Raw genomic sequence first — 24,585 nt, 5'->3', positions numbered from 1 at the left:
GAGGAGAGGCTGTTTTCGTCCGCCGGGAGCCACGTGGGATACTGGCGGGCATGTCCCCGCTGTCCTCCCCGGGAGGTCTGCTCGCCAGCGTGCTGCTGAGCGCCGCCCTCGCCTCCACGGCCCTGGCCCAGACCATCCCGGCCCTGCCGCCAGCCCCGCTGCCGACCCCCGCGCCCGAGCCGGTGCCGGTGCCCCCGCCCCTGCCCGAGCCGGAACCCGCCCCCGCTCCGCTGCCCACTCCGGCGCCGGCTGAGGCCGCTCCGGTCACGCCGCCACCTGCCCCCACGGCGCCACCCGCCCCGAAGGCGCCCGCCCGCACTGCGCCGCTGCTGATCACCGTGCAGGCGGCCCACCCGGCCCTGATCGGCGGCCAGAAAACCACCGTGCCCTACGTGCAGACGCTGACGCTGCCGGGCGAGCGGGTCGCGCAGTTGCGTCAGCGCGGCGTGATCACCCCGAGTCTGGACGCCGACCTGAAGAAGTTCCTGGCCGGGCTGCCGCGTCAGGCGCAGGACGCCCGTTTCGAGAACCTGGGGGAGGGCGGCTGGGCCGTCGTGCAGCGCAACGCCCTGAAGATCGACGAGGCCAAAACCCGTGCCAACCTCCTGGCCGCCCTGAAAGACCCCCGGGGGGTCAAGGCCAGCGTCGCTGTGACCGGGCAGGTCGCGCCGAAGCGCACGCTGGCCTTCTTCGTCACCAGGGGCATCACCGCGCATCTGGGCACCGGGCAGACAAACTACTACGGCAGCAGCGAGGCGCGCGTGACCAACATTCACGTAGGCACCCGCAACTTTCAGGACCGCCTGATCGAGGGGAAGACCTTTTCTTTCAACCAGGCCATCGGTCCCGTCTCGGCGCGGGCCGGGTACGTGCCAGGGCTGGTGATCGCGGGCGAACGTACGGCCAGCGGCCTGGGCGGCGGTATCTGTCAGGTCAGCACGACCGTGTTCCGCACCCTGTATTCGGCGGGGCTGCCGGTGGTCGAGCGGCGCAACCACTCCTATCAGGTGCATTACTACGATCCCCAGGGCCTCGACGCCACGATCTACCAGCCCTCGCAGGACCTCAGGTTCGCCAACGACACCGGCGGCGCGCTGTGGTTCCAATCCGAGTGGAACGACCAGGAAGCCCGCCTGAGCATCAGCGTGTTTGGCAAGGCGCGCGACTTCACAGTCGAGGTCGGGGCGCCCAGGACGCTGAGCAGCACCCCCGCCCCCCCCGACCGGGTCATTCGCGACGCCAGCCTCGCAGCCGGGCAGCGCAAGCAGGTGGACTGGGCTGCGCCGGGCGCCGTGATCGAGGTGACGCGCAAGTTCGTGCGGGACGGCAAAACCTTCAAGCAGGACACCCTGAAAAGCAGTTACCGCCCCTGGCCCAACATCTTTGCGGTCGGCACGCGCTGATCCCAGACCCAGAAAGGAAGCGAGCGGGAGGGGCTGAACGCGCCTTCTCCCGCTCGCTCTTCTGGGGTCACTTGCTGGCGTCACTCCTCGGCGGCGTAACCCAGCAACTCCAGGATGCGGTCAAGTTCCTCGCGGGAAGCGTAGTTCAGCTCCACCCGGCCCTTGTCCTCGCCGGTGATCCGCACCCGGGTCCCGGTGCGGCGGCTGAGGTCCAGTTCGACCTGGCGGTGGGCGCGCGGCGGATTGACCGGGATGGGGGTGGAGGTCCGGGCCTCCCGCTTGAGGGCCTCGGCCTCGCGCACGCTCAGGCGGCGGGTGCGAATCTCGGCCAGCGCCCAGCCCCGGTCGCGCTCGGGCTGCGCCAGCACCGCGCGGGCGTGCCCGGCGCTGATCTCCCCGGTTTCCAGCGCCCGCAGCGCGTCTCCCGGCAGGCTCAGCAGCCGCAGCGCGTTGGAAACAGTGCTGCGGCCCTTGCCGACTGCCTGCGCCACGCCCTCCTGGTTCAGCCCCTGGTCGAGCAGCGCCTGGTAGGCCCGCGCTTCCTCCAGCGGTCCGAGGTCCTCGCGCTGAAGGTTCTCGATAATCGCGATCTCCAGCGCCTCACGGTCCCCGAGGTCGCGGATCAATGCCGGGACCTCGCCCAGCCCGGCCAGCTGCGAGGCCCGCCAGCGCCGCTCGCCCGCCACGATCTCGAAGTTCTCGCCGCGTGGGCGCACGAGCAGGGGTTGCAACACCCCCTTTTCCCGGATGCTCTGGGCCAGCTCGGCGAGCGCTTCCGGCTCGAATACCTGCCGGGGCTGGTACGCCGCCTGCACGATGCGGTCCACCCGCACGGTCTGCACCTGCGCGCCGCCTGGCCCCTCGGCGCCCTGGGGCCGGGTCAGCAGGGCGTCGAGGCCGCGCCCCAGGCTACTCGATTTTTTCGACACGCTGCATCACCTCCTCGCTGAGGCGCTTGTAGGCGGCGGCCCCGCTCGACAGCGGCGCGAAGGCGCCGATGGGCTTGGCAAAGCTGGGCGCCTCCGAGAGCCGCACGTTGCGCGGCACGACCGACCAGAACACCAGTTCCCCGAAATGCTGGCGCACCATCGTCTCGACCTCCTGGGCCAGGTTGGTGCGGCCGTCGAACATGGTGATCGCCACCCCCAGCACTTTCAATCGCGGATTCAGCCCGCCGCGCACCCGCTCGACCGTCTCCATCAGGCCCGCCAGCCCCTCCAGCGCGTAGTACTCGGCCTGAAGGGGAATCAGCAGTGCGTCAGCCGCCGCCAGCACGTTCACGGTCAGCGGCCCCAGGCTGGGCGGCGCGTCGATCAAAACCAGATCGTACCCGCGCACGCTGGCCAGCAGCCGCGCGAGCGCGTCGGGGTCGTCGGCCAGTTCCACGCCCGCCCCGGCGAGGTCGGGGGTGGCGGGCAGCACGTCCAGCCCCTCCTGGCTGCTGGCCTGGATGAACTCGGCCACCCGCCCCGGCTCGCCCAGCGCCTCGTAAAGGCCCTGCGCCGCGCCGCGCAGGCCCAGGCCGCTGGTGGCGTTGCCCTGGGGATCCATGTCCAGCAGCAGCACCCGGCGCCCCCCGGCCGCCAGGTAAGCGCCCAGGTTGATGGCGGTGGTCGTCTTCCCCACCCCACCCTTCTGGTTCACGACTCCGAGGATTTTCACGTCGCCCGCCAGAATAACGGCTTGCGGCCCGGCACGCCCTCGCGGCGGGGGTAGCGCTCGGGGGTAGGCGCGACCTTTTCCACCACGATCAGGGTCCGGGCGTCCCCGGTGACCGGCAGCGTAAAGGCGTCCACCTGCCGCACCGCTCCCCCGACCTCGGCGGCGGCCCGGGTGCCCGCGTCCAGTTCCTCGGGCGTGAGGGGACCCTTCTGGGCCACGAGCAGACCCCCCGTCTTCAGGAAGGGCAGCGCGAGTTCCGCCAGGACCGGCAGCGCCGCCACCGCCCGCGTGACCACCCGGTCATAGCCTTCCCGCTGCTGCGGCTCGCGGCCCAGCGTCTCGGCCCGTCCCACCAGCGGCTGCACGTTGCTCAGGCCCAGCGCCGCTGCCGCGCGGCCCACGAACTCCACCTTCTTGCGGGTGGCGTCCAGCGCCGTGATGCTCAGGTCCGGACGCAGCAGGGCGAGAGGCAGCGCCGGGAAGCCTGCCCCGGTTCCCAGATCGAGCACCTGCCCCGTGTCCCCCTGCCCTGCACCCACCTGCCCTGCGTCGGCCAACCAGCCGCCCCGCAAACAGGTCAAGGAATCCACGAAGTGTTTGAGCACGATCTCGCGCTCGCCGCGCAGCGAAGTGAGGTTCATCTTCGCGGAGGCTTCGGTCAGCAGCGTCAGCAGCGTGGCGAACCCCTCGGCCTGAGGCGTCAGGTCCAGTCCCAGTGCCGTTCCGCCCTCCAGAAGCAGCGCCCGCCCTTCCGGGGTCACAACCTGTTCCTGACGCTCATCGTCTTGTCCTGCCTGTCCGTGTCTTCATCGGTCTCCTTGCAGCGGGGTGCCCCTCAGGGCCTCACCCCGCGTTCTCTCTGATACTAGCGGTGACCGCGAATGCCGTGGAGACCGCCCAGGCGAGCCAGGAAGGCCCACCGTTCTGGCCCATAGCCCCCGGAGCTGCTCATCTGCGGGTCCGGGCCGCGTTGCATACGCCCCAGCGACGTTTCACGTGAAACGCTGCGCAGCCAGGGCCACCACACCCCCCTCTTGCGGCCTTCAGCTCCGTGAACCAGAAGCAGGCGCCCCAGGAGGGTCATGCACTCACAGATGTCGGTGAGGTCAGCGGCGGCCCTCTCCACCTGGCTGGTTGACCTTCAAGCTTCCCGCAACTCCCCGGAGGAGCGCCGCAGATGCACCAGCAGGCTGCTGATGTCCGCGTGGCGCACCCCGGGCACCCGCGCGGCCTGCTCGACCGTCAGCGGACGGGCGCGCCCCAGTTTCTCACGGGCCTCGTTGGACAGGGCGGCGACGGCCGTGTAATCCACGTCGGCCAGGCTCAGGCCGCGTGCCCGGCTCTCGCTGCCTAGCTGGCGTTGAGCACGCTCGATGTAGCCCGCGTATTTCACCCGGATCTCGACCGCCTCCCGTTCGGCGGCGCTGAGGGGCGGCAGGGTCACCCCCAGGGCTTCCAGGTCGTCAAGGGTACATTCGGGACGGCGCAGATACTGTTCGGCAGGCTGACCGTGTAGCCGCTGGCGTTGCAACGCGGCCACCCCGGCGGCCACCCGCCCGTATTTGCCCTCGACCTCCCGCAAGGTGGCATCATCCACCAGCCCGAGCTGATGGCCCAGCGGGGTGAGGCGCTCGTCGGCGTTGTCCTGGCGCACCAGCAGCCGGTGCTCGACCCGGCTGGTCATCATCCGGTACGGCTCGTCGCTGCCCCGGAACACCAGGTCGTCGAGCAACACCCCGATGTACCCCGTTTCACGTGAAACGGGGTACGCGGGCAGCCCGGCCGCCCGGCGGGCCGCTGCCGTCCCGGCGATCAGCCCCTGCGCCGCCGCCTCCTCGTAGCCGCTGGTGCCGTTGATCTGCCCGGCGGTGTAGATCCCGGGAAGCCGCCGGGACTCGAGATCGAGGGTCAGCTCGGTGGAGTCCACCACGTCGTACTCGACCGCGTAGGCGTAGCGCTGAATCACGGCCTGCTCGAACCCCGGCAATGTGCGGACCAGCCGGTCTTGCAGCGTGGGCGGCAGCGAGGAGCTGAAGCCCTGAAGGTAGACCTCGCTGGTCTGTGTCCCGTCTGGTTCGACAAACAGCAGGTGGCGGTCATGGTGGGCGAAGCGCACGACCTTGTCCTCGATGCTGGGGCAGTAGCGCGGTCCCAGGCCCTCGATGTCTCCGGCATACATGGGCGACTCGTGCAGATTGGCCTGAATCAGCGCGTGGGTCTCCGGGGTGGTCTGGGTCTGCCAGGTGGGCGACTCGGCGGCGCGCGGCCCCGGACGGGCCGTGAAGCCGCGCGGCTGGGGATCGGCGGGAATCTCCAGCAGGTCCGCGAACCGGACCGAGTCGGCCCGCACCCGGGGCGGCGTGCCGGTCTTGTAGCGCTTGAGGACATGCCCCGCGCGGGCCAGCGGCGCACTGAGAAAGCGCGAGGGCGGCTCGCCCTGACGGCCTTCGGCGCGGGAGTGGCGGCCGTACCAGGTGACCCCACGCATGAAGGTCCCAGCCGCCACGACCACGCTGCGGGCATGCAGGCGGCGGCCATCGGTGGTGACGACCCACCAGCCTCCCTGCCCGTCGGCTTCCAGATCGGCCGCCTCGCCGCGCACCACGTTGATCTCGGGATGGCCCAGGATGACGTCCTGGGCGCGCTCGGCGTAGGCGTCGCGTTCGTTTTGCACCCGCAGCGACTGGACGGCGGGACCTTTGCTGGCGTTGAGCACCCGGGTATGAATCGCGGTCTCGTCGGCCAGTCGGCCCATCAATCCGCCGAGCGCCTGCACCTCGAACACCAGCTGGCTCTTGCCGGGGCCGCCCACCGCCGGGTTGCAGGGCATCCGCCCGACGGTGGCCGGGTTGCCGACCAACAGGGCCGTCCGGGCAAACTTCGCGGCGGCCCAGGCGGCTTCCAGCCCCGCGTGCCCGCCGCCGATCACGATGACATTCCAGCCGCTCATATCAGGGTGGAGTGTAGCAACGGGCCGGGGTGGGCCATTCCAGCGGCCATCACCGTGGCCGGGTGGCCTGCGGGAAAGCGCGGCCCGGCCGGGGCCGAGTGCAGAGACGACAGGAAAGGGGCCAGCCGCTAGAATGCCTAACGAGCGTTAGCCAGACCCTGGAGCTGGAGTGCCGCCCGACCCGGCGGCGCCTGCGGCCCCGGCGCTCAGGAGGCTTCCCATGATTCAGCCGTTCACGTCTGACCCCCTGCGCTGGGTGTCTGAAGACGGCCAACCAATCCGGGAACTGCCCGCGCGCTTCACGCCCGAGCTGCTGCGTGAACTGCACCGCGAGATGGTGCGCGCCCGGGAGTTCGACAAGAAACTCGTCACGCTACTCAGGCAGGGCCGCACCACCTTCTACGCGCAGGCCAGCGGCATGGAAGCCACCCAGGTCGGCCTGGCGCGGTCGCTGCGCATCGGGCACGACTGGGTGTGGCCCTACTACCGCGACCACGCGCTGGGTCTGGCGATGGGCGTGTCCATGCTCGACATCGTCAGCCAGTGCCTGGGCACCAACTCGGACCTCTGCCGGGGCCGCCAGATGCCGCACCACTTCGGCTCGGCGGCCCAGAACTTCGTGTCTATCAGTTCCTCCATCGCCTCGCAGGTGCCGCCCGCTGCGGGCAACGCCATGGCCCAGAAGTACCTCGGCGTGGACGAGATCACCGTCTGCACCTTCGGGGACGGCGCCACCAGCGAGGGCGACTGGCACGCGGGCATGAACATGGCGGGCGCGGCTGGGGCACCCTGCCTCTTTGTCTGCGAGAACAACCAGTGGGCGATCAGTACCCACCTGCGCGAGCAGACGGCCAGCGAGACCATCCACATCAAGGCCAAGGCCTACGGGATGCCCGGCTACTACGTGGACGGCAACGACATCGTGGCCGTGATCGAGGTGCTGTCGCACGTGGCGGAGGGGGTCCGTTCGGGGCAGGGTCCGGCGCTCGTCGAATGCCTGACCTACCGGGTCGGTTCGCACTCCAACGCCGACGCGGACGCCGAGAAGAACTACCGCACCCGCGAAGAAGTGAACGAATGGCTGGCCCGCGACCCGATTGTGCGGGTCGAGCGGCTGCTGGAGCACCTGGGCGCGCCCATCGACGCGGGAGAGATCGCCGAGTTGACCCGCGCCACCCACCGCGAGGTGGACGAGGCCGTCCTGGCCGCCGAGGCGACCGGGCAGCCCGACTGGCAGATCATGTTCGAGGACGTCTACGCCGACATTCCGGTGCATCTGCGCGAGCAGGAGGCCTTCCTGCGCGCCGAGCAGACGGGTACAGCCGTGGGAGGCCGCGCATGACCGCCACCCAGAGCAAACCGGCGGCGGCGGGGGAGACCCGCACCCTCACCCTGATCCAGGCGATCACCGAGGCGATGCACGAGGAACTCGCCCGCGACGAGCGGGTGGTCGTCTTTGGAGAAGACGTGGGCGCGCGCGGCGGGGTTTTCCTGGCGACGGCGGGCCTCCAGGCCAGCTTCGGCAAGCACCGCGTCTTCGACACCCCGCTGTCCGAGGCGAGCATCGTGGGCGCGGCGGTCGGCATGGCGGTGCGCGGGATGCGGCCCATCGCGGAGATCCAGTTCGCGGACTACATGGGTCCCGGCTTCGACCAGATCATCAGCCAGGCGGCCAAGATCCGTTACCGCTCGGGCGGGCAGTTCACCGCGCCGCTGGTGATCCGCACCCCCTCGGGCGGCGGGGTCAAGGGCGGGCACCACCACTCGCAGAGTCCCGAAAGCTACTTCGCGCACACCCCCGGCCTCAAGGTCGTGATGCCGTCGACCCCGTACGACGCCAAGGGGCTGCTCAAGGCCGCCGTGCGCGGGGGCGACCCGGTGATCTACTTCGAACCCAAGCGGCTTTACCGCGCGGCGAAGGGCGAGGTTCCGGCGGGCGACTACACCGTCGAGATCGGCAAGGGGGCGGTGCGCCGCGAGGGCAGCGACCTCACCCTCATCGGCTACGGCGGCGTGATGCCCGACGTGGAACGGGCCGCGCAGGCCCTGGCCGCCGAGGGAGTGCAGGCAGAGGTGATTGACCTGCGCTCGCTGGTGCCCTGGGACCGCGAGCTGGTGCTGGAGAGCGTCAGCAAGACGGGCCGCGCCGTGCTGGTCAGCGAGGCGCCGCGCACCGCCAACTTCATGGGCGAGGTCGCCTACGTGATTCAGGAGCAGCTGTTTGACGGGCTGCTTTCTCCGGTCATGCAGGTCGCGGGCTTCGACACGCCGTACCCCTACGTGCAGGACAAGGTGTACCTTCCCGGCCCCAACCGCATCGCGGCGGCCTGCGTGCAGGCGCTGAACTATTAGCCGGGCCGGACGACGTGAAACCTGACCTGTGGCGGCCCCTGCTGGGAATGCTGGGGCTGGCCATCGGCTTCGGCGTGTATCCGCTGATCGGGCGGCTGCCGGAGCCGTGGCCCCCAGTCGTGGTCGGTCTGCTGTTTCTGGCGCTGGGCGCCGCCGCCTGGGTCTACGCGCAGGGAGAGCGCTGGATTCAGGTGCTGGGCCTGCTGCTCGCGCTGTACGGCCTGGCCCGCATGTTGTTTTTCCGCTAACCCCACTGAATCGAGGTCCGAATGAAAGAAGTGCTGCTGCCCGAACTTGCCGAGAGCGTGGTCGAGGGCGAGATTCTCAAATGGCTGGTGCAGGAGGGCGAGACGGTCGCGCTGGAGCAGCCCCTCTGCGAGGTGATGACCGACAAGGTCACGGTCGAGCTGCCCAGCCCCTACGCGGGCGTGCTGCACAAGCGTCTGGCCCAGGAAGGCGACGTGGTCGCCGTCCACGCCGCCATCGCCGTGATTGCCGAGGCGGGCGCGGCAGGTGGCGCCCAGGCCAGCGGGGGAGGGGAGAGCGTGCAGAACGCTGCCGCGAGTGCGGCCCCCAGCGCCACCCAGGCGATTCAGGAGACGGGCGAGAACCCGGCGACCGTGGACGCCGAGCTGCCGGTTCAGGCGACCGAGGAGCGCGAGCAGATGGGCGGAAGCATCGTGGAGGCCGGGCACGTGGCCGCCAAGGGGGAGGACGACACCAGCCTCTTCAAGGCCTTCGCCTCCGACGAGGCCGTGCGGCTGGAGGGGCTGGGCAACCGCAGCGGCAGCGGGGCGCCGGGCACCTACACGGGCGGCACGGGCGCGATCCTCAACCGCGCCCAGACGCCTTCCGGGCGCACCGACGGCCGCGTCCTGGCCGTGCCCGCCGCCCGCCAGATGGCCCGCGAGCTGGGCGTGGACCTCGCGCAGGTGCAGGGCAGCGGTCCCAACGGGCGGGTGCGGGTGGGCGACGTGATGGCGCATACCCAGGGCAACAGCGCCCAGACAGTCCCGGCTCCGGCCGCTCCGGCCCCAAGCGCCCCCGCTCCGGTGGCGGCTCCCACCCAGGCCGCCCCCCAGCCTGCCCCGGCCCCCGCCGCGCCCGCCGCCAAAGGCACCGGGGGAATGCCCGTCGCGCCCGTGCAGTACCGCACCCCCAAGGGCTACGAGCACCTCGAAGACCGGGTGCCGCTGCGCGGGATGCGCCGCGCGATCTCCAACCAGATGCAGGCCAGCCACCTCTACACCGTCCGCACTCTGACGGTGGATGAAGTGAACCTGACCAAGCTGGTCGAGTTCCGCAGCCGCGTCAAGGACGACGCGCAGGCGGCGGGCGTCAAGCTCTCGTACCTGCCCTTTATCTTCAAGGCGGTCGCGGCGGCGCTGAAAAAGTACCCCAGCCTCAACTCGTCCTTCGACGAGGCGACCGGCGAGATCGTGATGAAGCGGTACTACAACCTCGGCATGGCGGTCGCCACCGACGCGGGCCTCACAGTGCCGGTGCTGCGCGACGTGAACCACAAAAGCATCTTCGAGCTGGCCTCCCAGGTCACCGATCTGGCGGGCCGCGCGGGCGCCGAGAAACTCACGCCCGACGAGCTGGCAGGCAGCACCTTCAGCGTCACCAACATCGGCTCCATCGGGGCGCTGTTCTCCTTCCCGATCATCAACGTGCCTGACGCGGCGATCCTGGGCGTGCACTCGATCGTGAGGCGGCCCATCGTGAACGAGCAGGGCGAGATCGTGGTCGCGCACATGATGTACCTCTCGCTGTCCTTCGACCACCGCCTGGTGGACGGCGCCGAGGCCGCGCGTTTTTGCAAGGAAGTCATCCGCCTGCTGGAAAACCCCGACCGGCTGATGCTGGAAGCGATGTAAGGTCCACTTTCCCGGCGGCTGGCCCCCCAGGCTGGCCGCCCCTCTGGTGCGCGGCGGCGGGCAAACAGGGCCTGCGCCGCTGTAAATCTCTGCTCAAAGGCGCGTCACGGGGGCGTCAGCTTGGGCCGCTAGGGTGGGAAGTCATAGGACGCCCCCTCTCAGTCGGGCGCCCGAGGATTGGATACAGTGACCCCGATGACCCGCACCCTCGCCCTGCTGACCCTGTTTGCCCTCGCCAGCTCGGCGCAGGCGCTCAAACTCACGGTCTGGGATCCCGAGCTTCAGCTCAAGGTGGGGTACGGCGAGACCAGCGGCAGCCGCATGACCGTGCAGCTTGTCAAGGACTACAGCGGCCCGGTCAAGGTGGTTTTTTCCCGTGAGGAGGACGAGAAGGCCCGTGGCCTCTACCCCAGCCTGCAAAGCAGCTATCCGGGCACCCTCAGGGCCGGACAGCTCACGCTGGAGGTCGGCAACACCACCGTGACCCTGACCCGCTTTCTAAGCAGCCTGAAGCTGACCCTGACCCCGCAGCCTGCCGGACAGGTGTTCAGCCTGCCGGGCCTACGCAACGTGACCGACAAGACCCCCGACCGCCCCGAAGGAGGCCGCTGAATGCTCGCCCAGATTCTCGTGGTGGAGGACGATCCCCACCTCGGCCCGCTGCTCAAGGAATACCTCTCTGCCGACTACCTCGTTCACCACGCCGCGACCCTGAGGGACGCCCAGGCCTGGTTGGGCACCCACTCGGCGCAGCTGATCCTGCTCGACCTCAACCTGCCTGACGGCGACGGCCTCGATCTGGTACAGGCGCTGCGGCAGTACTCCAGCACGCCGGTCCTGGTGCTCTCAGCGCGCTCGGGAGTGCAGGAGCGGGTCGCGGGGCTGAATGCCGGCGCCGACGACTACCTCACCAAGCCCTTCGCGATGCCTGAACTCGACGCGCGGATCACCGCCCTGCTGCGGCGCACCGCCGCCGGAACGGGCGTGAACCTGGGCAACACCAGCCTCAGCACCAGCAGCCTGCTGCTCACGGTGAACGACAAGAACGTGAACCTCACCGAGCACGAGGCGCGCATTCTGGAGCTGATGATGCGGACCCCCGAGCGGGTCTTCTCGCGCGCCGACATCGAGTCGCACCTCTACGGCTGGGAGACGCCCAACAGCAACTCGGTCGAGGTGCGCATCTCGCAGCTGCGCAAGAAGCTGGAGCACGCCGCCAGCGACCTGAGAATCCGCACGATCCGCAATGTCGGGTATGTGCTGCAAGCGTAAGACGCCCCGGCCTACACTCCGGATATGATCCCGACCCCGCCCCACCCCGCGCCTCCCCGCCGGAGTGGGGCGTGCCGGTTCCTGCGGGAGGCCCCGTGACCCGCGCGGCCCCGCTGCGCTCGGCGCGGGTGGCGTGGCGCCACAGCCTGCGCTTCCGGCTGGCGCTGGTGTACACGCTGGTGGCGCTGGCCCTGATCAGCGTGATCGGCCTGGGCGTAATGACGCTGCTGCTGCGCAGCATGGACCGGCAATTTCAAGCGAGGCTGGAGGACCGGGCGGAGGCTGTGGCCGAACGCTTCACCAATCTCGAACTGGGCCTGGGCGAGAAGCTGCCCCCCATCAACGGCTACACCACCATTCTGGACGACCAGGGCCGGGTGATCGCGGCGGCGAGTTCGCTGCGGCTGACCTCGGGCGAGCCTTTTCCGTACGCGGGCCGCAGCCGCTTTCCCATCCTGGACACGCCCATGCGCGCCGCTACCCGCCCCGCCGGGGACTTCGGAACCGTCTGGGTGGCGCTGCCCGAAGACGACCTGGTGAACGCCCGCGAGAGCGCCACCCGCGCGCTGCTGCTGGCGCTGCTGCTCACCCCGGCGCTGATGCTGCCGCTGGGCTGGTGGGTGGGCAAGCGGGCGCTGGCCGACCTGGGCGAGGCCGCCGACCTGGCCGACCGCATCGACCCCACGCGCAGCGTCGCCACCCTGCCGCTGCCGCAGCGCGAGGACGAGGTCCACCGCCTGCTGGCCGCCCTCAACCGCCTGCTGGTCCGCATCGAGGCCGGGCAGGCGCGTGAAAAACAGCTGCTGGGGCAGATCGTGCATGAACTCGGCGCCCCGCTGACGGTGCTTCAGGCCAGCCTGACCCGCGCCGCCGACCGCACCCACGACCCCGAGGTCGCCCGCGCCGCCCTGGTGGCCGACGAGCTGACCTTCACGACCCAGGACCTGATGCAGCTCGCGCGCGGGCAGCTGGAGATGAAGGTGGCGTGGCACTTTATCCCCGCCGCCACGCTGCGCGGGCGCCTCGACCGGCTGGTGCCCGGCACCACCTTCGCGGGCGGCTGGGGGGGGATGCTGCTGTGCGACCCCGACCGCCTGACCCAGGCGCTGCGCAACCTGCTTGCCAACGCCCGCCGCGCCGCCGGGCCGGAGGGCACGGTCACCCTGACCCTGACCGAGACGGCCGAGCACGCGACCTTTACCGTGCGCGACAGCGGTCCCGGCCTGCCCGCCGACCTGGGAGAACGGATCTTCGACCCCTTTGTCAGCGGCAGCGGCTCCAGCGGCCTGGGCCTGAGCGTCTCGCGTCAGATCGCGGGGCTGCACGGCGGCACCCTGCGGGCCAGCACCCCGGCGGGCGGCGGCGCCGAGTTCGTGCTGAGCATCCCGGGCGCGGCCCTGGGGGATGAGGACGACGAGCCGGAGGAACTGGACCCCGGCGCGCCGCTGCAACTCTCGTGACCCCCGCGCCGGGGGTGGTCCGGGCGCTGCTCCGGGAAATCCGGGCGGCGGGCGGCGCCACTTTCGGTCCGTCCGGACAGCCTGCCGATCCGGGCGACCGGTGGCTCTTTCCACGGCATCCCGGCCGAACCTTGATTCTGGAGCCTGCCGCGGACTGGGAGGCCGGGCTGAGGGCCTTTCTCCAGCAGCACGGGCCGCTGCTCGGGGAGGGCGGCTGCGGCTGGGCCGCCCTGGGGGCCTGGATTCATCCTGGTGGCTGCCTCTACCTCGATATCGTCGCCGGGTGCCGCTCACGGGACCGGGCCGTGCGCGAGGCCCTGAGGGCCGGGCGGCGGGAGGGACGACCGGTGGCGGCGATCTATCAGGCGTCCAGCGGGCAGACGCTGACGCTTCCCCCGCCGGGGTGAGGGCCGCGCCGGGAGAGGGGGCTCGCTATCCTGACCCGGTGACCACGACCACCGACCGCGCCGAACTCCAGGCGCTGCTGACCCTGCGCTTCACGCCCGGCCTGGGGCCCCGGCGCACCGAGACCCTGCGGCGGCACTTCGGAAGTGCGCAGGCGGCGCTGGGGGCTTCCCTGACGGCGCTGCGGAACGTGCCCGGTCTGGACGCGAAGTGGGTGGCGGGCCTGGGCACGGCGGGGCCTCGCGAGCAGGCGCAGGCGGAACTCGGCCGGGCGCGGCAGGCGGGCGTGACCCTGCTGGGACGCGGGCTGGAGGGCTATCCCGCCGCGCTCGACGCGCTGGGAGACCCGCCAGCGGTGGTGTGGGTGCGCGGTGACCTGCCCGACTTCCCGGTCGTTCCCCGCGCGGTGGGCATCGTGGGGACCCGGGGGGCCAGCCCGCACGCCCTGGGCCTGACCCGGCAGCTCGCCGCCGACCTCGCGCGGGCCGGGGTGACGGTCGTCAGCGGACTGGCGCGCGGCGTGGACACCGTCGCCCACGAGGCCAGCGTGGACGCGGGCGGCCCCAGCGTGGGCGTGCTGGGCAGCGCCGTGGACCGCATCTACCCGGGCGAGAACGCGGCCCTGGCCCGCCGCCTGACCCTGCTCAGCGAGTACCCGCTGGGCACCGGCCCCGCGCAGCACCATTTCCCGACCCGCAACCGCCTGATAGGTCAGGAGAATAGGGTAGGGAAATATCCCCGTGCATGACCAGTCTGATACTTGCTACCCGTTTCTCCCTGTCCCTCTCGCTGTAGTCGCCCACGAAAGACAGCCCAATTGCCGCCATTGTCTCATTGACGGTGGTCCAGTCCTTAGCGGCTAGGCTAGTCCTCAGGGTTCCTAGCAACTCAGTTATTTTCAAGGAGTGTGAAACAACAAGCTCTCTGAAAAAGGAGCTATTGAGTTCTCTTTCTTTTTGCTCGGCAAACGTACCCGCCTTGAGTATCAATTCTCCTAACTCTGCCACGTCTGCCCCAGCTTGAGACCTTTCTAGAATCATTTTGGCTAAGTGTACTGTTTCTTTGTCCTCCTCAATCTGCACACTCTCTAGAGCCTCTCTGCTAATACCCATGCTAGAAAGCTCACTGATTTCTTTAGCGTAGAGTTCTGTCTTTTCTTGGATGGACTCTCTCACTCTCTCTAAGTTTGTCTCAATGTTATCCAGCTTTCTTTCTAGGACTGCCCCAACTCTCCCTAATTCGCCCCCTGCTAGATTGACAATCTTATTTTCTGTTTCGGCAAGCTCATTGATAAGCTGTTCTTTTTCCTCCTCTAGTTCATCAATGCTGTAACCCGTGTGACGCACCTCACTAATTCGATTAGCAATAATCTCCTCTAGCTTAGTCTGAAAGAGACCGTCATCGAGAGTATCTAGGAATTGGTTTAGGTGTTTAATAAACTTGCTAGTTCCTATTTCAGAATTACACTTGGTTTCTTTGACTAGGTGAGGCAATCCTACGCGGGCATAGTTTTGGCTCTTGCTACGGCCAAAGCAGATAGTGTAATGATAGTCACTTACTCTTTTGGTGTTAGCTGGGGTTTTGGTGCAGACTTTGGCTAAGTTGCCGCAGCATGAACAGGTAATCAGACGGCGAAAAGGTTTAGGCAGGGTACCCGGAATATCCCTGTTTCTGAGCTTATCTGCCGTTCTTACTCTCTCGGCTAGCTGCTGAGTAATAATAGGTTCATGTTGCTGGGTCTGAGTAAGTTTCTCCCCGTTAATCTCACGGGTTACAACGTAGGGCAGACCTAAATAAAGGTCTAAATTGTCAAACATTCTTGTCATGCTTGTTGCAATGAAAGAACGTCTCCTCTCTGGGTTCTTTACTAGATTGTATTTATTTAGCATGACAGCGGCTTGTCTGTAGCTCTGAGTCTCCGCAAAGTATTCTAGGCCCTGTCTAACTAGGTCTGAGTCAATGGGATTAGGTTTAAGCTTAGTGACGTTTACCTGCATTCCACTTACAGACACTAGCTCTTTTGCTCTCTGATACCCAAATGGGGGAGACGTTAGGTAAGCTCCCGCTCTAAAAGCTGTTTTCATGCCCCGGCGAGTCTCAATAATAATCTTTCGTCTATTGTGCTCGGCTACGGCAATCTGGAAATGATACGCTTGGATAAATTCGTCAGCACTCGCAAACTCTCTAGAGTCAAGACTAATGATAGGTCTTGCCCCCTTAATCTGGTAGATATCCTCAATAAATTTCCTGAGCTTTTCCCCGTCTCTGCCTGCACGGTCAATGTCATTGATAATGACTCTTTGGACTAGGCCAGCCCGTACCAGCTCTAAGGCTCGCTGAATTCCCTTTCTTTCTTCGTAGGAGACCCCCGTTTGAGTGTCATGAATGTGCGGCTCTTTCTTGTAAGGTTTCCAGCCCTGAGAGATTCCGAACTCATGGCAGCTATTGAGCTGGGTAATCGGAGACCATGAGTCCCCCTGAGACCGGGTGCTGACTCTGCTGTACGTAATAAAGGTCAGGGCCATGCCCCAGCCTACAGCCTGACAGCGCAAAAAGGGTAGGGAAATTGAGCCAGCTCAAAGAGCAAGCCAGAACCCTACTCCGCAGAACCGAAATTATCCTGAGTAACTCTGAGTGAATAACTGCCCATTTATGCACCTGATTATCCGATGATAAAAGAAACTATCAGCGGATGGGACTTTGCATATCTGCATAGACTTTGTTTCCTGTACTCTGGCAGGTTTGGCCTCCCCCATGAGAGCAAAGACCTTTAGACTAGGGCATGAAAAAGTTCTTCCTGATGCCGCTGTTCCTATCTGGTTTGTCTCTGGCTCAAACTCTTCCCACGCCGAGTGAGTCCGTGACAAGGTACGTTGACAGCCTAAATACTTACACTGAAACCGTTAATCTCTGGCAGGCTTTAAATATTTCCCAATGCACTCTTGCCAGAGCTAGAATCATTGTTACTATGTCTGCTCAAGTCGAGTACAATAAGAGGCTTACGGCGTATTTTACTTCTACTCCGGCCACAAGCATATCAACAAGTCAGTTGAATGATTACAGAACACACGTAAATCTCTTAAACGCATTGGTGTCACTGAATAAGGCGACGGAGCTTAAATGTAACGGTAATACTGGGGATACTCCTAATCTGTATTTCCAAATAGCTGTCCTGCACGTTAGTATTGCTGATTTATTTTACTCAAAATAAATATTCCTGATTTTGGGAAACAGACTTGAAGCCGATTGATAGTCGGGTTATTCATCTTGTTCTCCTATTTAAGCCTACTCAAAATAATTGTCAATGATTACCAGTAGCTCATGATTTCAATGCCAAAGACTCCGTAAAAGACATAGTAAAAGAGCACCTAAAATGCAGAATAATCAGTGCGTATTTCTCGGCTATCCTGCTGCTCATCTATTGCTTGTTGCAAGTGCAGAAAGAGTACTCCTACTGGGTATTGAGGGAGAAATTTTAAACCTGTTGATAATGTTTTTCTTGCTTTTCATTTGTAAAGTTTTGTGATAGGGTTAGGTCATAGTAAGTACCTGCTTTTTGGTGGGTAATGCTGTGTAGGGCGGTGTTTTTGGATAGGTGACGGAGTTAGGTGGGGAGGGCATACACACAAATAACCGTCAGAATCCATGCAGTCCAACCGTGCGACTAAAGACTAGGCGTTTCGGTGGTTTGGTTACTACCTTTCCCGTTTTGATATCCAGTTCTACCCTGTAGTTCTCCTGTTGCCGTTTAGCATATTCTGAGTCCCACCAATCGGCGTAAGCGTAGGCTCTCAACTCCTTTCTACCTTTCTTTCCTCTGCTGTCAATCTCTTTTTGTTCGTAGCCAACAAACTTTCTGATTTGAGTCTCTAGCGGGATAACGGCGTAAGCTCCCACACCAATTGGGATAGCCCTTACAATCACTGGAAAATTAGCCGGGATAACTGGATGGTTGTCGAGCAGGGTTAAAGCATGGAAATGAGTTCCATTGCTCCTCACGTTTGCATGTTCTAGTTTTTCGTACCGGGGAACCTTACCCAATAACCGCTCTGAGTAATCTTTAGCCGTGTTCCATGTTTTTTCGTTGTACAGCGGCAATGAGCCAAGTTCAAAAACTATTGAGTAGAAATCCCCACCGTGGTAGCCCTGAGCGTACAGTAAGCGTTCTGCAACCTTGCTCCGTTCTCTCTCGGCTGTTGATTTTCCCTTGAGTCTAGCGGGTTCTGTCCAAACCCCAGACTCTCTCAATTTCGCAATCACACTAAAAATCAAATCTCGCTTGTTCGGGTGTTGATACAGTTCCCCAACCGTCAACCCGTGCTCGCCCATTACCGCCCTATTTATCATTTGATAGGGCGTCATTTTCTATTCTCTAAAGGTCTTCTAGGTCTAGATTACCCTCTAAGTATCCTTTAAACCTGAGTAAGTCTGCCTCATGGATTGCGTAAATGGGTTTCCTTTCTGTGCCGATATTCTGAATCCTAATAAAACCCTGCCTAATACGTCTGTGCATTGTCATTTTTGGAATGCCTAGAATCTTTGCTGCTGACTGTGCAGAATAAACTCTGCCTAATGTGGTAGTCATGTAATCACCTCTAATTGATTGTAGTAATGATACAGCAATACCGTGATTCTTTCTAGTTACTCCCGCCTGTTATCAAGTAAAATGTCTAGTCATGTCCAAGATTAATGGACAGAAACATGACAGTCAGAAATCAACAGACTTATTCCAACCAAATGTCTCTGTGAGGCTCTAGACGGCTCTGCAACCTTTTAACAGGGGGATTTCCTCCTAGTGGGTTCTCCTAAGCCTTTTAGGACGGTTCTGGGGCAAATGCAGGGGCTTACAGGGAAAAGGGAAAGGACACCTCTGGGGGTGCCCTGTCTGGTCTCTCGGCTGTGTGTTCTGGCAGGTTAGCGGGAGTAAAACTCTCGGATTTCAGCGGCTAGGAAACGCTTTACCCAGTTTCCCGCTCCTTTTTGCGTACCTGATCGCGGCGCTGTCGGCGGCGACGGTGGTCGTCGAGGGCGAGCTGAAAAGCGGCAGCCTGATCACCGCGACCCACGCGCTGGAATGCGGGCGCACGGTCTTCGCCGTGCCGGGCCGCGCCGGAGATCCCCGCGCCGCCGGGCCGCACCGGTTGCTGCGCGAGGGCGCCGTCCTGACCGAAACGGCCGCCGACATCCTCAGCGAGCTGGGCTGGGGCGAAGCCCCCGCCGTGCCCGCCCCCGACCTCCCGCCCGAGCAGGCCCGCGTCCACGCCGCCCTGAGTACCCCCGCCACCCTCGACGACCTGCGCGGGGCGACCGGCCTGGCGCTGCCCGACCTCCAGACCGCGCTGGTGATGCTCCAGCTTATGGGGCTGGCGGAGGAAATCGGCGGACGCTGGGCGCGGCGGTAGGGGAGGGGAGAGGGGAGCGTCAGGCGTGCGGCGGCCCGTCGTCCTTTTCCACGTCCACGCGCGGCGGCCCCGGGAGCGTCACGCCTTCTCGCGCCTCGTCGAGCAGCTCCGGCAGCCGCGCACGCAGGCCCACCCGCAGCGTTCCGCCCTCGCCTGAGACGCCCTCGGAAGCGGGGTCGAGCGTCAGCGCCCAGCCTCCGCCCGGCCAGTCCACCCGGGCCGCGAGGTCGTCGCCGCGCGCCAGCGCCGCGACCTCCAGATCGTCGAGGCGGACGCGCACCCGGCCAGACGTGAAACGCACCTTCATGCGTCCCACTGTAGGGCCGTGGGATGCTGCGGGCATGACAAGGCCGGGGCTAAGCGTGCTGGTGCTGGGCGGAACGCAGTTCGTCGGAAGGCATATCGTGGAAGCGCTGCTGGCCGGGGGGCACCGGGTCGCCGTGCTGACGCGCGGGCGTACGCCCGACGAGTTGCCGGACGCGGTCGAGCGCCTCAAGGGGGACCGCGACGAGGGCGCGGCGGGCCTCGCGGCGCTGGAGGGCCGCCGCTGGGACGCCTGCGTGGACGTGAGCGGTTACACGCCCCGGCAGGTGCGCGCGAGCGCCGAGGCGCTGCAAGGCCGGATCGGGCGCTACGTCTTCGTGAGCACCGTCAGCGTATACGCCGAGCAAGGTCGCCACCCCGTCCGCGAGGACGACCCCCTCTTGCCCCCCGCCGGGGAGGATGTGACCGAGGTGACGGGCGAGACCTACGGACCGCTGAAGGTCACCTGCGAGCACATCGTGGAGGAGGTTTGCGGCGAGCGCGCCACCGTGCTGCGCCCGCAGATCGTGGCCGGTCCCCACGACCCGACCGGGCGCTACACCTACTGGGTGGACCGGATCGCGGCAGGCGGCGAGTTTCTGGCGCCCGGAGACGGTTCCGACGCCATGCAGGTGATCGACGCCCGCGACCTCGCCCGCTTCACCGTGACCGTGCTGGAGGAGGACGTGCCGGGCACCTTCAACCTCGCCGGGCCGCGCCTGACGTGGCAGGAGTTCGTGCAGACCGTGCGGGAGGCGACCGCAGGAGACGCCCAGCCCGTTTGGGTGGACGCCGCCACGCTGGAAGCGCAGGGCCTGGGCTGGAGCGAGTTGCCCGTGTACGTCCCGGCCGACGGTGAACAGGGCGGCCTGATGGACGTGTCCTTCGCGCGGGCGCGGGCGGCAGGGTTGACCCACACGGACCCGGTCACCACGGCGCGGGACACCCGGGCCTGGAGCGCGGACACTCCACAAAAGTCCTTCCTGACCCCGGAGCGTGAGGCCGAGGTGCTCGCTGCCGTGCGGGGCGCGCGGGGCTGAGCCGGGGCGGCCTGCCCCCCCCTTTCCCTCAGATGGGAGAGAGACGGGCCAGTGCTATGCTGGCCGCGCAAGCTCGAAGCGGGCAAGACCACGGGGGAGGTGCGCGTTATCTCGCAGGAAATCTGGGCGGACGTGCTGGGGTACGTCCGCAAAAACATTTCGGAAGTCGAGTACCACACCTGGTTCGCTCCGGTGAAGAACCTGGGCGTGCAGGAGGGGTCGCTGGTGCTGGGCGTGCGGAACTCCTTCGCGCAGGAGTGGTTTCGCAAGCATTACCTGGAACTGCTGGAAGATGCCCTGAGAAGCCTGGGCGCGCAGAACCCGCAGGTCAGCTTCCAGGTGCTGCCCGCCGTGCAGGAGGCGATGATCCTGCCCCAGGACCCGCCGCCCGCCCCGCCTCCGGCCCGCTCCGGTCCCGGGCCGCGCCAGGCTCCCGCCGCCTTTCCCGCCGAGAACCGCAAGAGCCTCAATCCCAAATACACCTTCGAAAACTTCGTGGTGGGGCCGAACAACAACCTCGCGCACGCGGCGGCGCTGGCGGTGGCCGAGTCGCCCGGCAAGGCGTACAATCCGCTCTTCATCTACGGGGACGTGGGCCTGGGCAAGACCCACCTGATGCATGCGGTCGGGCACTACATCACCGAGAGATTCCCCGAAAAACGCATCGAGTACGTCTCGACCGAGTCCTTTACCAACGACCTGATCAACGCGATCCGGGACGACAAAATGACGCAGTTTCGCAACCGCTACCGCTCGGTTGACCTGCTGCTCGTCGACGATATCCAGTTCCTGGCGGGCAAAGAGCGCACGCAGGAGGAGTTTTTCCACACCTTCAATGCGCTCTACGAGAATCACAAGCAGATCATCCTGAGTTCCGACCGTCCCCCCAAAGACATTCAGACCCTCGAAGGCCGGTTGCGCAGCCGCTTCGAGTGGGGCCTGATCACCGATATCCAGTCCCCCGAGTACGAGACGCGGGTGGCGATCCTGAAGATGAATGCCGAGCACAACCGCATCGACATTCCGCAGGAGGTGCTGGAACTGATCGCCCGGCAGGTCACCAGCAACATCCGTGAACTGGAGGGCGCCCTGATGCGGGTGGTGGCCTTTTCCAGCCTCAATAGCGTGCCCTTCTCGCGGGCGGTGGCGGCCAAGGCACTGAGCAATGTGTTCGCGCCGCAAGAGATCAAGGTCGAGATGATGGACGTGCTGCGGGCCACCGCCGCGCACTTCAACATGCCGCCCGACGTGGTGCGCGGTTCGGGCCGGGTGCGCGAGGTCGTCGTGCCCCGTCAGGTCGCCATGTACCTGATCCGCGAACTCACCAGCCACTCGCTGCCGGAAATCGGCCAGTTTTTCGGCCGCGACCATTCCACCGTGATGCACGCGGTCTCCAAGGTCACTGAACAACTGGGCCGGGACGCCGAGCTGACCGCCTCCGTGGATGCCCTGCGCCGCCAGATGCAGGCCGTGGATGACCCCGAAGAGGGGACAGAATGACGGCGTACGGTTCTGTTGGGAGGCGAATAAGTTCCAAATCCCGTTCCAAATCCGCGTGCAAAGTTTCACTTTCTGTGGATAACCCTGTGGATAAGCTGTGGATAAGTGCCTTTTTCCTGTGGATAACCCTGTGGAAAAACCGGCCAGTTATCCACAGGTCATCCAGCCTGTGGATAACCCCCCAAGTTATCCACAGCTTATCCACAGGCTGAGGGGGTTATCCACAGGTCTATTGTGGATAACTTTTCTCCTCCCAGCGCAGCCCGAAGCCAGTTATCCACAGTTTCCACAGGCCCTATTACTACTACTACTATCTTTTTTAGTTAAGAAGAACAGTTAAAAGATAGGGAGCCAACCCAGAGAGGGGCAGCATGAGAGCACACGTCACGAAGAAAACCCTGAGCGAAGGTCTCGGCCTGCTGGAGAGGGTGATCCCCAGCCGCAGTTCCAATCCGCTGCTTACCGCGCTCAAGGTGGAAGCCAGCGACCGGGGCCTGACCCTCAGCGGCACCAACCTCGAAATCGACCTGTCGTGCTTCGTTCCGGCGGAGGTGCAGGACCCGCAGAATTTCGTGGTGCCTGCCCATCTGTTCGCGCAGATCGTACGCAGCCTGGGCGGCGAACTCGTCGAACTTGAAATCAGCGGGCAGGAACTCGCCGTACGCGCTGGCGGCTCGGATTTCAAGCTTCAGACCGGAGACCTGGAAGCCTACCCGCCGCTGACCTTTCCGGGCCATGCCGACGTGAGCCTCGACGCCGCCGAACTCGCCCGCGCCTTTGGCAGCGTGCGCTACGCCGCGAGCAACGAGGCCTTTCAGGCGGTCTTCCGGGGGATCAAGCTCGAGCACCGCGCGGACGCGGCGCGGGTGGTGGCGTCGGACGGCTACCGGGTCGCCATTCGCGACTTTCCGGCGAACGGCGAGGGCCGCAACCTGATCGTGCCCGCCCGCAGCGCCGACGAGCTGATCCGGGTCCTGAGGGACGGCGAGGCCCGCTTCACCTACGGCGAGGGCCTGCTGAGCGTGACCACCGACCGCGTCCGGATGAACCTCAAGCTGCTCGACGGCGACTTTCCCGACTACGAGCGGGTGATTCCCAAGGACATCAAGCTTCAGGTGACCCTTCCCGCCACCGCGCTCAAGGAGGCCGTGAACCGCGTGGCCGTGCTGGCCGACAAGAACGCCAACAACCGGGTCGAGTTTCAGGTGTCGCAGGGCAAACTGCTGCTTGCCGCCGAGGGGGACTACGGACGCGCCCAGGACACGCTGGACGTGGTGCAGGGCGGCAGTGAACCCGCCATGAGCCTCGCGTTCAACGCCCGGCACGTGCTCGACGCCCTGGGGCCGATCGAGGGCGAAGCCGAGCTGCTCTTTTCCGGCTCCACCAGCCCCGCCATCTTCCGCGCGAGCGGGGGTGGGGGTTACATGGCGGTGATGGTCACGCTGAGGGTCTGAGGGGCCTGTGGAAGCCCGCACGGGGCATCTCCGGCCCGGCCTCCACCCCCCAGGTTCACTGAACCCGGTGTAGCCGTGGCCCCAGACGCCCCGGCGCCGGGGCAACCGGGCAGCGGGCGCTTATAGTGTCTGGGTTACACCTGGCGCCCGCAGGCCGGGACCAGGGCGGAAGGCTGAGGCAGGCACAGGCCCGCAATTCAGAGTTGACGCAGGAGGCAAGCGCATGAACATCGAGAAAGTGATCGCCCGTGAAGTGCTCGACTCGCGCGGAAATCCCACGGTCGAGGCCGAAGTTCACCTCGTCAGCGGCTTTTCCGGCCGCGCCATCGTGCCCTCGGGGGCCAGCACCGGCACCCACGAGGCGCTGGAGCTGCGCGACGGCGGCGAGCGCTACAGCGGCAAGGGCGTCCTGAAGGCCGTGCAGAACGTGAACGAGGCCCTCGGCCCCGCCGTGGTCGGCCTGGACGCCTCGGACCAGGGGGCGGTGGACGCGGCCCTGCTGGCGCTCGACGGCACCCCCAACAAGGGGAAGCTGGGCGGCAACGCGGTCCTGGCGGTCAGCCTCGCCACGGCCCGTGCGGCGGCCCAGGCCCTCGACCTCCCGCTGTACCGCTATCTGGGCGGCAGCAACGCCAAGACGCTGCCCGTCCCGATGATGAACCTGATCAACGGCGGCGCGCACGCCGACAACTCGGTCGACTTTCAGGAATTCATGGTGATGCCGGTCGGCGCCCCGACCTTCCGCGAGGCGCTGCGTTACGGCGCCGAGACTTTCCACACCCTCAAAAAGGTCCTCTCGGCGCGCGGGTACAACACCAACGTGGGCGACGAGGGCGGCTTCGCCCCCGACCTGAAAAGCAACGAAGAAGCCCTCCAGGTGCTGCTGGAGGCCATCGAGAAGGCCGGGTACGAGCCGGGCCGGGACATCGTGATCGCCCTCGACCCCGCCGTGACCGAGCTGTACAAGGGCGGCCAGTACCACCTGGAAAGCGAGGGCCGCACCCTGTCCACCGCCGAGATGGTGGACTTCTGGGCCGACTGGGCGAGCCGCTACCCGATTCTGTCCATCGAGGACGGGCTGGCGGAAGACGACTGGGACGGCTGGCAGCAGCTCACCTCCAGAATCGGGGACCGGGTGCAGCTCGTCGGGGACGACCTGTTCGTGACCAACCCCGAGCGCCTGGCGCGCGGCATCGAGACGGGCGTGGGCAACGCGATCCTGGTCAAGGTCAACCAGATCGGGTCCTTGACCGAGTCGATGGACGCCATCGAACTCGCCAAGCGCAGCCGCTACGGCACCATCATCAGCCACCGCTCGGGCGAGTCGGAGGACAGCTTCATCGCCGACCTCGCCGTCGCCACCAACGCCGGGCAGATCAAGACCGGCTCGGCCAGCCGCTCCGACCGCATCGCCAAGTACAACCAGCTGCTGCGCATCGAAGACGCGCTGGGAGACCGCGCGGTGTACCTGGGGCGGCGGGCGCTGAGGTAAGAGGCGTCCT

At 65.6% G+C, this 24,585-nt stretch carries 20 protein-coding genes and 2 pseudogenes; 15 read left to right on the top strand and 7 right to left on the bottom strand.

The genetic code is table 11. The annotated features are described in order from the left end of the window. The first annotated feature begins 50 nt into the window (after window positions 1-50). The gene (locus tag HNQ09_RS16290; RefSeq protein ID WP_184031432.1) at window positions 51-1,403 is read left to right on the top strand and encodes a VanW family protein; all 1,353 of its coding nucleotides are present in this window, start codon (window positions 51-53) and stop codon (window positions 1,401-1,403) included. Between the two features lie 80 nt (window positions 1,404-1,483). Here HNQ09_RS16290 and HNQ09_RS16285 read toward each other — a convergent pair whose 3' ends face one another. The 4 genes from HNQ09_RS16285 to mnmG form a co-directional block, all read right to left on the bottom strand. After that, window positions 1,484-2,332 carry a ParB/RepB/Spo0J family partition protein gene (locus HNQ09_RS16285; protein WP_184031430.1) on the bottom strand — a complete coding sequence of 283 codons (849 nt, stop codon included), beginning with the start codon at window positions 2,330-2,332 and terminating at the stop codon, window positions 1,484-1,486. Continuing rightward, on the bottom strand, window positions 2,313-3,065 hold the full coding sequence (locus tag HNQ09_RS16280; protein WP_184031428.1) for an AAA family ATPase: 753 nt from the start codon (window positions 3,063-3,065) through the stop codon (window positions 2,313-2,315). Before HNQ09_RS16280 ends, HNQ09_RS16285 begins: the two co-directional genes overlap by 20 nt. Further along, window positions 3,062-3,826 (bottom strand): 16S rRNA (guanine(527)-N(7))-methyltransferase RsmG, encoded by a 765-nt coding sequence (gene rsmG, locus HNQ09_RS16275; protein WP_184031426.1) that lies wholly within the window; start codon window positions 3,824-3,826, stop codon window positions 3,062-3,064. The genes HNQ09_RS16280 and rsmG overlap by 4 nt, the downstream gene beginning before the upstream one ends. A 380-nt stretch (window positions 3,827-4,206) precedes the next feature. Next, window positions 4,207-6,015 (bottom strand): tRNA uridine-5-carboxymethylaminomethyl(34) synthesis enzyme MnmG, encoded by a 1,809-nt coding sequence (mnmG, locus tag HNQ09_RS16270; RefSeq protein ID WP_184031424.1) that lies wholly within the window; start codon window positions 6,013-6,015, stop codon window positions 4,207-4,209. 220 nt (window positions 6,016-6,235) lie between these two features. Here mnmG and HNQ09_RS16265 point away from each other — a divergent pair, with 220 nt between their 5' ends. From HNQ09_RS16265 to HNQ09_RS16225, 9 genes and pseudogenes are all read left to right on the top strand, one after another. Next, window positions 6,236-7,357, top strand: coding sequence for a thiamine pyrophosphate-dependent dehydrogenase E1 component subunit alpha (locus tag HNQ09_RS16265; protein WP_184031422.1), 1,122 nt, complete (start codon window positions 6,236-6,238; stop codon window positions 7,355-7,357). Further along, a complete protein-coding gene (locus HNQ09_RS16260) occupies window positions 7,354-8,367 on the top strand; it encodes an alpha-ketoacid dehydrogenase subunit beta (RefSeq protein ID WP_184031421.1) in 1,014 nt (337 codons plus the stop codon). The genes HNQ09_RS16265 and HNQ09_RS16260 overlap by 4 nt, the downstream gene beginning before the upstream one ends. Before the next feature lie 14 nt (window positions 8,368-8,381). After that, complete coding sequence (locus tag HNQ09_RS16255; protein ID WP_184031420.1) at window positions 8,382-8,615, top strand: hypothetical protein; 234 nt, start codon at window positions 8,382-8,384, stop codon at window positions 8,613-8,615. A gap of 21 nt (window positions 8,616-8,636) precedes the next feature. Beyond that, window positions 8,637-10,247, top strand: a complete 1,611-nt coding sequence (locus HNQ09_RS16250) for a dihydrolipoamide acetyltransferase family protein (protein WP_184031419.1) — start codon at window positions 8,637-8,639, stop codon at window positions 10,245-10,247. Window positions 10,248-10,442: 195 nt separating this feature from the next. Next, entirely contained in the window at window positions 10,443-10,859 is a 417-nt protein-coding gene (locus HNQ09_RS16245) for a hypothetical protein (protein ID WP_184031418.1), read from the top strand. After that, window positions 10,860-11,519, top strand: coding sequence for a response regulator transcription factor (locus tag HNQ09_RS16240; RefSeq protein WP_184031417.1), 660 nt, complete (start codon window positions 10,860-10,862; stop codon window positions 11,517-11,519). Between the two features lie 95 nt (window positions 11,520-11,614). Next, entirely contained in the window at window positions 11,615-12,979 is a 1,365-nt protein-coding gene (locus HNQ09_RS16235) for an ATP-binding protein (RefSeq protein WP_184031415.1), read from the top strand. Continuing rightward, entirely contained in the window at window positions 12,976-13,386 is a 411-nt protein-coding gene (locus tag HNQ09_RS16230; protein ID WP_184031414.1) for a hypothetical protein, read from the top strand. The genes HNQ09_RS16235 and HNQ09_RS16230 overlap by 4 nt, the downstream gene beginning before the upstream one ends. Before the next feature lie 38 nt (window positions 13,387-13,424). Next, a pseudogene (locus tag HNQ09_RS16225) lies at window positions 13,425-14,093 on the top strand (DNA-processing protein DprA); the annotation flags it as partial. Here HNQ09_RS16225 and HNQ09_RS16220 read toward each other — a convergent pair. Next, on the bottom strand, window positions 14,029-15,909 hold the full coding sequence (locus HNQ09_RS16220) for a recombinase family protein (RefSeq protein WP_184031413.1): 1,881 nt from the start codon (window positions 15,907-15,909) through the stop codon (window positions 14,029-14,031). The pseudogene HNQ09_RS16225 and the gene HNQ09_RS16220 sit on opposite strands and share 65 nt — an antisense overlap. Window positions 15,910-17,020: 1,111 nt before the next feature. Beyond that, window positions 17,021-17,746, bottom strand: a complete 726-nt coding sequence (locus HNQ09_RS16215) for a hypothetical protein (protein WP_184031412.1) — start codon at window positions 17,744-17,746, stop codon at window positions 17,021-17,023. Window positions 17,747-18,372: 626 nt separating this feature from the next. Between HNQ09_RS16215 and HNQ09_RS16210 the strand changes: the two are divergent. Then, window positions 18,373-18,786, top strand: a pseudogene (locus HNQ09_RS16210) (DNA-processing protein DprA); the annotation flags it as partial. A gap of 19 nt (window positions 18,787-18,805) precedes the next feature. Here HNQ09_RS16210 and HNQ09_RS16205 read toward each other — a convergent pair. Continuing rightward, entirely contained in the window at window positions 18,806-19,093 is a 288-nt protein-coding gene (locus HNQ09_RS16205) for a hypothetical protein (RefSeq protein WP_184031411.1), read from the bottom strand. A gap of 34 nt (window positions 19,094-19,127) precedes the next feature. Between HNQ09_RS16205 and HNQ09_RS16200 the strand changes: the two genes are divergently transcribed. From HNQ09_RS16200 to eno, 4 genes are all read left to right on the top strand, one after another. Next, window positions 19,128-20,129, top strand: coding sequence for an SDR family oxidoreductase (locus HNQ09_RS16200; protein ID WP_184031409.1), 1,002 nt, complete (start codon window positions 19,128-19,130; stop codon window positions 20,127-20,129). A 108-nt stretch (window positions 20,130-20,237) separates the two neighbouring features. Next, complete coding sequence (gene dnaA, locus HNQ09_RS16195) at window positions 20,238-21,629, top strand: chromosomal replication initiator protein DnaA (RefSeq protein ID WP_184031478.1); 1,392 nt, start codon at window positions 20,238-20,240, stop codon at window positions 21,627-21,629. Between the two features lie 371 nt (window positions 21,630-22,000). Beyond that, on the top strand, window positions 22,001-23,083 hold the full coding sequence (gene dnaN / locus HNQ09_RS16190) for a DNA polymerase III subunit beta (protein ID WP_184031408.1): 1,083 nt from the start codon (window positions 22,001-22,003) through the stop codon (window positions 23,081-23,083). Window positions 23,084-23,306: 223 nt separating this feature from the next. Then, on the top strand, window positions 23,307-24,575 hold the full coding sequence (eno, locus tag HNQ09_RS16185) for a phosphopyruvate hydratase (protein ID WP_184031407.1): 1,269 nt from the start codon (window positions 23,307-23,309) through the stop codon (window positions 24,573-24,575). The last annotated feature ends 10 nt before the right edge of the window (window positions 24,576-24,585 follow it).

Source organism: Deinococcus budaensis (assembly GCF_014201885.1).
Lineage (GTDB): Bacteria > Deinococcota > Deinococci > Deinococcales > Deinococcaceae > Deinococcus > Deinococcus budaensis.
Note: the sequence above shows the minus strand (reverse complement) of the source record. Positions and strands in the feature narration are given on the sequence as shown.

Excerpts from the sequence above, each read along its gene's own strand:
- HNQ09_RS16245 (WP_184031418.1), top strand. The coding sequence starts at position 10,443 with ATGACCCGCACCCTCGCCCTGCTGACCCTGTTTGCCCTCGCCAGCTCG.
- HNQ09_RS16205 (WP_184031411.1), bottom strand. The coding sequence starts at position 19,093 with ATGAAGGTGCGTTTCACGTCTGGCCGGGTGCGCGTCCGCCTCGACGAT.
- HNQ09_RS16215 (WP_184031412.1), bottom strand. The coding sequence starts at position 17,746 with ATGACGCCCTATCAAATGATAAATAGGGCGGTAATGGGCGAGCACGGG.
- HNQ09_RS16220 (WP_184031413.1), bottom strand. The coding sequence starts at position 15,909 with ATGGCCCTGACCTTTATTACGTACAGCAGAGTCAGCACCCGGTCTCAG.
- HNQ09_RS16200 (WP_184031409.1), top strand. The coding sequence starts at position 19,128 with ATGACAAGGCCGGGGCTAAGCGTGCTGGTGCTGGGCGGAACGCAGTTC.
- HNQ09_RS16240 (WP_184031417.1), top strand. The coding sequence starts at position 10,860 with ATGCTCGCCCAGATTCTCGTGGTGGAGGACGATCCCCACCTCGGCCCG.
- dnaN (WP_184031408.1), top strand. The coding sequence starts at position 22,001 with ATGAGAGCACACGTCACGAAGAAAACCCTGAGCGAAGGTCTCGGCCTG.
- HNQ09_RS16260 (WP_184031421.1), top strand. The coding sequence starts at position 7,354 with ATGACCGCCACCCAGAGCAAACCGGCGGCGGCGGGGGAGACCCGCACC.
- eno (WP_184031407.1), top strand. The coding sequence starts at position 23,307 with ATGAACATCGAGAAAGTGATCGCCCGTGAAGTGCTCGACTCGCGCGGA.
- HNQ09_RS16250 (WP_184031419.1), top strand. The coding sequence starts at position 8,637 with ATGAAAGAAGTGCTGCTGCCCGAACTTGCCGAGAGCGTGGTCGAGGGC.
- HNQ09_RS16290 (WP_184031432.1), top strand. The coding sequence starts at position 51 with ATGTCCCCGCTGTCCTCCCCGGGAGGTCTGCTCGCCAGCGTGCTGCTG.
- HNQ09_RS16265 (WP_184031422.1), top strand. The coding sequence starts at position 6,236 with ATGATTCAGCCGTTCACGTCTGACCCCCTGCGCTGGGTGTCTGAAGAC.
- mnmG (WP_184031424.1), bottom strand. The coding sequence starts at position 6,015 with ATGAGCGGCTGGAATGTCATCGTGATCGGCGGCGGGCACGCGGGGCTG.